The organism is Acinetobacter sp. (assembly GCF_050285345.1).
In the GTDB taxonomy this organism is placed as follows: Bacteria; Pseudomonadota; Gammaproteobacteria; order Pseudomonadales; family Moraxellaceae; genus Acinetobacter.
Map to the genome: position 1 here is coordinate 1 of NZ_JBLZXR010000070.1, position 7,396 is coordinate 7,396.

Genomic DNA, 7,396 nt, shown 5'->3' on the forward strand with positions numbered 1-7,396 from the left:
GCTATGCTCCGTTTCATCTCAGCTTTCGCTGTATCGCATATCGTGCGGTACGGTGTGCATTCTAGGCGTGACGTTGAATAACGTCAACACCTATCTTGAAAAAAATATGAAAAATCATTTCAAGCGATTATTTATCAAGCACTTTAATCATTTTTCAGACAAATTTCAGCGTTTTAAACTCGCACTAAAATTCAGCATTCGATCTAAAGGTAATTTCGCACGTTCAGCAAGTGCAGGATCGACAAAGATTTCCTGATCACCTTTTTGTAATACCTGCAAAATACCATCTAATTCATTCATCGCCATCCATGGACAATGGGCACATGAACGACATGTCGCCCCTTCCCCTGCGGTTGGCGCTTCAATTAAGATTTTATTCGGTACTGCCTGCTGCATTTTGTAAAAAATACCACGGTCTGTCGCCACAATTAAGCGCTCATGTGGCAAAGTCTGCGCCGCCTTAATTAATTGCGAAGTACTGCCTACCGCATCAGCAACATCCACCACCGATTCAGGTGATTCTGGATGTACCAATACCGCAGCTTCTGGATATAATGCTTTCATATTGGCAATACCGCGTGCACGAAATTCCTCATGTACGATACATGCACCATCCCACAGCAGCATATCCGCACCTGTTTTCTTTTGAATATAGCGTCCTAAATGCTGATCTGGTGCCCAAATAATTTTCTCACCCAAACTATCTAAATGCTCAACGATTTCAACTGCACAGCTTGAGGTTACCACCCAATCCGCACGCGCTTTTACCGCTGCCGAAGTATTGGCATACACCACAACGGTATGGTCAGGGTGTGCATCACAAAATTTGCTAAATTCATCAACAGGACAACCTAAATCTAAAGAGCATGTCGCCTCTAAGGTGGGCATCAAAACTGTTTTTTCAGGTGATAAAATTTTGGAGGTTTCACCCATAAATTTTACGCCTGCGACTACAAGTGTACTTGCTTCATGATCACGGCCAAAACGTGCCATTTCCAGTGAATCCGACACACAACCACCAGTAAGTTCAGCTAACTCTTGCACTTCAGGGTCGCAATAATAATGTGCAACAAGGACAGCATCACGCTTTTTGAGTTCAGCCTTAATTAATTCAAATTTCTCTAACTTTTCAGCTTCGCTAAGATGATGTTCTTGCGTATCACCCAAACGATCCAAATGCGCTTGCACAATGGATTTAGCTTCATTTGCAATTAAGTTGCTTGCTTCATTCATAACAACGTCTTCTCTATCCTTAAACCCTGCTAATTCACAGGTGTCACACCACAGACCGATAAATATGGCTATACACTAATTTACCAATCATTAAAAAGTTCCACTTATAAAAAAGCCTCACAAAGGAGGCTTTCAAAAATATCACATAACTTACGAACGGTAGTCGGCATTAATTTTGACATAGTCATACGATAAATCACAGGTATAAACCGTATCTTGCGCAGCACCACGACCTAAGTCAACGCGAATAGTAATTTCCGATTTTGACATTTCAGCTGCACCAGCTTCTTCCGTATAGTCTGCTGCTGCACCACCATCCTTGCAGATTTGCACACCACCCAACCAAACTTGAATTTTCTCTACATCCAAATTTGGCACACCTGCATAACCAATCGCCGCCAGAATACGACCCCAGTTTGGATCTGATGCAAAGATCGCAGTTTTCACTAAGGGTGAATGCGCAATACTATAAGCAATATCACAACATTCTTGTGTATTAGCACCGCCTTCAACCGCAACGGTAATGAATTTTGTTGCGCCTTCACCATCACGAACAATAAGTTGTGCTAAACGCTTCATGACACGAGTTAAAACTTCAAGTACAGCTGCGTATCGTGTATCTGATTCAGAAACGATTTCTGCACCACCTGCCTGACCTGTTGCAATGAAAATACAAGAGTCATTGGTCGAAGTATCACCATCAATCGTAATCCGGTTAAAGGAAACGTTTACAGTGGTTTTTAACAACTGTTTAACCAACTCACGGCTAATCGGAGCATCTGTAGCCACGTAGCTCAACATGGTTGCCATATTCGGGCGAATCATGCCCGCACCTTTAGAAATACCGGTCATGGTATAAACGATGCCATCCAGTTCGAACTGCTCAGATGCACCTTTAGGTGTGGTATCTGTGGTCATAATACCGCTTGCCGCATCCAACCATGCATCTTCGCTTAAAGAATCCAACGCCGGTTGCAAACCATTCATTAAACGCTCAATCGGTAATTGCTCACCAATGACACCCGTTGAAAACGGTAAAATTTCAGTATTTTTTACACCGGTAAGTTCTGCAAGTTTGGCACAGGTTGCTTCAGCATTCGCCATACCAATTTTGCCTGTTCCTGCATTGGCATTTCCGGTGTTAATCACTAGATAACGTGGATTACCGACTTGTAAATGCGCTTTGGACACATGCACAGGTGCTGCACAGAAAGCATTTTGGGTAAATACACCTGCAACATTTGAACCTTCGGAAAATTCAAAAACAACTAGGTCACGTCGGTTCTGATAGCGCACATACGCTTCTGCCGAACCAATTTTTACACCTTTCACCACATGCATCTGTGGCATAGATACGTCACCAACTGCCATTTTTAAACGTCCAATATTTGGGTAATAGAAAAATACAGCTTAGAGGAAAATGTACAAAAAATCGAGATGTCACGGAGTTTTCAGCTATTTTTCTTCTATAAAAAGATTGCGCATTAAAAAACCAGTCAAAAGACTGGTTTTTTACCACATTTTAACGGCAACTTAGTTACGAGCAGCCGTTTGTATTGCTTCATTTAATAAGGCTTGCTTCGCATTTTGCTGGCTTGCAGCAGAAAGTGCTGGGTTTGTAGCCACGATACGATCTGCATTCGCCGCATTTGCCGCTGCAATTTTAGCGGTTTGCACCACAATCGGACGGTTTGGATTGGCAAAGGTGTAACGAATGCCTGTACGTGGGCTTGCTACAGTCACTTGACCGTCAGTACCAACCTGCACCTGCGTTGTTGTTGGGCCAATTGCTTGTTGAACCTTTTCAACAGAAGTGGTCTGAGGAGCGTTTGCAAATGCAAAAGTCGGCAAAGCCAAAGCAGCAATCATGAACGGTTGTAGTACTTTTTTCATGGTCAGTTCCGTTTTACGGTTATTGATACAGACTAAATAACATTTAATCCACTGTACTGCAAATACTATTGGGTCGTAGCAACAGGGATAGATAAAAAATCAGAGCCTTTCGGCTCTGATTTTGAGTTCACTTAAATTTTTCCGTGACATTGCTTGTATTTCAAACCTGAACCGCATGGGCACGGTGAGTTTCGGCTTTCTGGCGGAATAATCACTTGCTCTTCTGGGGTAAATTGAGCTTCAAAGACCTCTTCACCATTAGCTTCAGCCAACAAGTTATCAAAGTCATTGTGTGACAATTGAAGATTCATCGATTCAGCTTGTGCCTGTTTTTGCGCTTCCATTTCAGCAAGCTCTTCAGGCGTTGGTACGTGGATACGAGATAAATCAGTCACCACATCAGATTTAATCACCGCAAGCATGTTTACAAATAAGTTAAACGCTTCTTTTTTGTATTCTTGCTCAGGGTTTTTCTGTGCATAGCCACGTAAATGAATCCCTTGACGCAGGTAATCCATTGCTGCCAAATGCTCTTTCCAATGACGATCAAGCGAGTTCAACATGAAATGGCGTTCAAGCATTGCCGCAGATTCATCGCCCATTTGAGTGCGGCGCGAGCGGTAACGTGTAACCACTTCATCACTGATTCGCTCAACCAGTGCTTCTTCATCTAGGCGACGATCTTGCTCTAACCATTGTGCAATTGGCAGATCAATGGAGAGATCTTCACGTAGGGCATTTTCAAGACCGGGAATATCCCATTGATCGTGGATCGATTCAGGTGGAATATAAATCTCAATCATACCTTTCGTAACATCATGCACCATCACTTCGATGTAATCTTGTAAAGTTGCTTCAGCAAGAATTTCATCACGTTGAGAGTAGATAATCTTACGCTGTTCGTTATTAACATCATCGTATTTCAATAAATTTTTACGAATATCGAAGTTACGTGCTTCTACTTTACGCTGTGCATTTTCAATCGAACGCGACACCATTTTGTGTTCAATCGCTTCATCTTCTTTCAGCCCCATGGCACGCATCATCGCCACCACACGGTCGCCAGCGAAAATACGCATCAAGTCATCTTCAAGCGATAAGTAGAAACGTGACACACCCGGGTCACCTTGACGACCTGCACGACCACGAAGCTGGTTATCAATACGACGAGATTCGTGACGCTCAGAACCAATAATATGAAGACCACCTGAAGCCAAGACCATTTCATGGTTTTGTTCCCATTCTGCTTTTAAGCGAGCTTCGTCTTCAGCACTTGGTTCTTCAATTTTAGCAAGTAAGGCTTTCCAGTTACCACCAAGTAGAATATCGGTACCACGACCTGCCATGTTGGTGGCAATGGTCACAGCTCGCGGCGAACCTGCTTGCGCAATAATGTCCGCTTCACGTTCGTGTTGTTTTGCATTCAAAACCTCGTGCGCAATACCCGCTTCTTTTAATTTATCAGATAAAATCTCAGAAGCTTCAATGGTTGCCGTACCAATCAAAATGGGTGCTACGCCTGCTTCATGCACACGTTGAATTTCTTGAATAATCGCGTTGTATTTACCTTGACGGTTTAAATAAATTAAATCGTTTTGGTCATTACGAATCATTGGTCGGTGCGTTGGAATCAACACCACGTCTAAGCCGTAAATTTCCTTCATTTCCGCAGCTTCAGTATCCGCAGTACCGGTCATCCCTGAAAGCTTTTTATACAGACGGAAATAGTTCTGAAAGGTGGTGGTGGCCAAAGTTTGGTTTTCAGGTTGAATTTCCAAACCTTCCTTGGCTTCAACTGCTTGGTGTAAACCTTCAGACCAACGACGGCCCGGCATGGTACGACCAGTATTTTCATCGACAATGATCACTTCACCTTCATGGATGATGTAATGCACATTGCGTTGATACAGGTAATGTGCACGAATAGCGGCTGAAACGTGATGTACCAAGTTCAAATTTGCCGATGAATACAGACTCTCACCTTCTGCGAGCAGTCCCATTTGAATCAATTCAGCTTCAACGGTTTCATAACCGATTTCAGTCATTTCAACCGAACGTTGTTTTTCATCAATCCAGAAATGACCACCGTCAGGTACTTTTTCTTCTTTTTGCGCATGCAATTTTGGCGGAATGCTGTTAATTGCTGCATACAACTGAGATGAATCTTCACTTTGACCCGAAATAATCAATGGTGTACGCGCTTCATCAATCAAGATCGAATCGACCTCATCGATGATGGCATAAACGAGACTACGCTGTTTTTTCTCCGCAGCCGAGAACACCATATTGTCACGCAAGTAATCGAAACCAAATTCGTTGTTGGTTCCGTAAGTAATATCTGCGCGGTAAGCGTGAGCTTTTTCAGTTGGATCTTGCATGGAGTAAATAATCCCAATGCTCAGCCCCAAGAATTCAAATAATGGACGGTTTAACTCCGCATCACGCTGTGCCAAGTAGTCGTTCACGGTAATCACGTGAACACCTTCTCCGCTGATCGCATTCAGGTAACAAGCAAGCGTTCCCATGAGTGTCTTACCTTCACCGGTACGCATTTCTGCAATTTTACCTTCGTGCAACGTAATACCACCGATGAGCTGAACGTCATAATGACGCATACCCATTACACGTTTCGCAGCTTCACGACAAACAGCAAATGCTTCAGGTAATAATTTATCGAGGCTTTCGCCTTTTTTATAACGTTCTTTGAATTCTTCAGTTTTTGCAGATAGGTCTGCATCGCTTAGAACAGATATCGTCGGCTCGAGCGCATTAATCTTCTCTACGATTTTACGCATGCGTTTGAGTTCGCGCTCATTTTTGGTACCGAAGATTCCTCCGATCAGACTTGCCAACATGAATAGACTCTCTAAATCTTGCTTGTCAAATGAATATATTTTCTTAGTCGTTATTATGGTGCTAGAAATTTGAAGTACAAGGGTTTAGCACAAAATCCCTGTAAAAATATTCTGCGCTCAGGTTCTAGCCCCGGAGACTTAAGGCAAACTAATGTAACAAATTTTCTGCAGGCAACATAGTGACTCTATCGCGTGATTTTCCTGAAATAATATCCGAAACTCTCCAACCTTATGAAATATTCTCATAAACAAATACAAAAACCCTATTTTCCATCATAAAAAAATCCTTCATATTGGATTGCGTATTCCATAGATTTAATAAAAACAGAGGGTAAATTCATGACTATACGTTTAGGCGATATCGCACCAAATTTCACACAAGACTCAAGCGAAGGTACGGTAAATTTTTATGACTTCCTCGGTGACAGTTGGGGGATTTTATTTTCTCACCCTGCCGATTACACCCCAGTCTGCACCACCGAACTCGGTTTTACTGCAAAACTCAAAGATGAATTTAACAAGCGCGATGTGAAAGCCATTGCGCTGTCTGTAGATGATGTTGAATCACATAAAGGCTGGATCAATGACATCAACACGACCCAAAATACCTCAGTCAACTTCCCTATTATTGCCGATCAAGACCGCAAAGTGTCTACGCTCTACGATTTCATTCACCCAAATGCCAGTGAAACCTTAACCGTACGCTCATTGGTAATCATTGATCCAAACAAAAAAGTTCGCCTAATTATTACTTACCCTGCATCGACAGGTCGTAATTTCCATGAAATTTTACGGGTTATCGATTCGCTACAACTTACTGATAATCATAAAGTAGCAACGCCAGCCAACTGGCAACAAGGTGAAGATGTGGTAATTGTTCCTTCACTTCAAGATGAAGCGGAAATTAAACAACGTTTCCCGAAAGGTTATACCGCAGTCACTCCATATCTTCGCCTTACACCACAGCCTGAGACAAAATAAGACGCTGTCTTATTTTGTCGCAAGACAAGCGAAGCGCGTAGTCTCAGAATTAGAACACTGTTCTGAGGAATATATTCTGCAAGAAGATAAGAAGCTATGCTTCGAGTGACAAAACCAAAAGCACTGCTTTTCAATTTTGCTCAAGACAAGTGAAGCGCGTAGTACAGGATAAGTAAAGCGATGCTCCGTCCGAACGCAAGAGCCATAATAAAGGACAGTCTTCCAACAGAAAAACGACACTAGCGTCGCTCCTATATTGACTTTCAAAGCTCATCTTCGGATGGGCTTTGAAGTTTTAGCGCACAAATCATCTATAGTTTGAGCTTAAGAATAACTTGGTAAAATATTTCACATACGTTTTGACATCCTCACCTCCCTTAAACGGAGGTGATTCCTACAGCTAGACGCTTATGCCCAAGCGCAAGAATGTTCAT

At 42.5% G+C, this 7,396-nt stretch carries 5 protein-coding genes; 1 reads left to right on the forward strand and 4 read right to left on the reverse strand.

Features of this window, described 5'->3' with window-relative positions; translation table 11 throughout:
* Window positions 1–165 precede the first annotated feature (165 nt).
* The 4 genes from nadA to secA form a co-directional block, all read right to left on the reverse strand.
* Window positions 166–1,233 (reverse strand): quinolinate synthase NadA, encoded by a 1,068-nt coding sequence (nadA, locus tag ACN6OV_RS06535; RefSeq protein ID WP_427950993.1) that lies wholly within the window; start codon window positions 1,231–1,233, stop codon window positions 166–168.
* 150 nt (window positions 1,234–1,383) lie between these two features.
* Complete coding sequence (gene argJ / locus ACN6OV_RS06540; protein ID WP_427950996.1) at window positions 1,384–2,604, reverse strand: bifunctional glutamate N-acetyltransferase/amino-acid acetyltransferase ArgJ; 1,221 nt, start codon at window positions 2,602–2,604, stop codon at window positions 1,384–1,386.
* A gap of 162 nt (window positions 2,605–2,766) precedes the next feature.
* Complete coding sequence (locus ACN6OV_RS06545; RefSeq protein ID WP_427950999.1) at window positions 2,767–3,126, reverse strand: hypothetical protein; 360 nt, start codon at window positions 3,124–3,126, stop codon at window positions 2,767–2,769.
* Window positions 3,127–3,257: 131 nt separating this feature from the next.
* Complete coding sequence (secA, locus tag ACN6OV_RS06550) at window positions 3,258–5,981, reverse strand: preprotein translocase subunit SecA (RefSeq protein ID WP_427951002.1); 2,724 nt, start codon at window positions 5,979–5,981, stop codon at window positions 3,258–3,260.
* A 339-nt stretch (window positions 5,982–6,320) separates the two neighbouring features.
* On the opposite strand from secA, the gene ACN6OV_RS06555 reads away from it, so the two are divergent.
* Window positions 6,321–6,962, forward strand: coding sequence for a peroxiredoxin (locus ACN6OV_RS06555; protein ID WP_427951005.1), 642 nt, complete (start codon window positions 6,321–6,323; stop codon window positions 6,960–6,962).
* Window positions 6,963–7,396 lie beyond the last annotated feature (434 nt).

Excerpts from the sequence above, each read along its gene's own strand:
- ACN6OV_RS06555 (WP_427951005.1), top strand. The coding sequence starts at position 6,321 with ATGACTATACGTTTAGGCGATATCGCACCAAATTTCACACAAGACTCA.
- ACN6OV_RS06545 (WP_427950999.1), bottom strand. The coding sequence starts at position 3,126 with ATGAAAAAAGTACTACAACCGTTCATGATTGCTGCTTTGGCTTTGCCG.
- secA (WP_427951002.1), bottom strand. The coding sequence starts at position 5,981 with ATGTTGGCAAGTCTGATCGGAGGAATCTTCGGTACCAAAAATGAGCGC.
- nadA (WP_427950993.1), bottom strand. The coding sequence starts at position 1,233 with ATGAATGAAGCAAGCAACTTAATTGCAAATGAAGCTAAATCCATTGTG.
- argJ (WP_427950996.1), bottom strand. The coding sequence starts at position 2,604 with ATGGCAGTTGGTGACGTATCTATGCCACAGATGCATGTGGTGAAAGGT.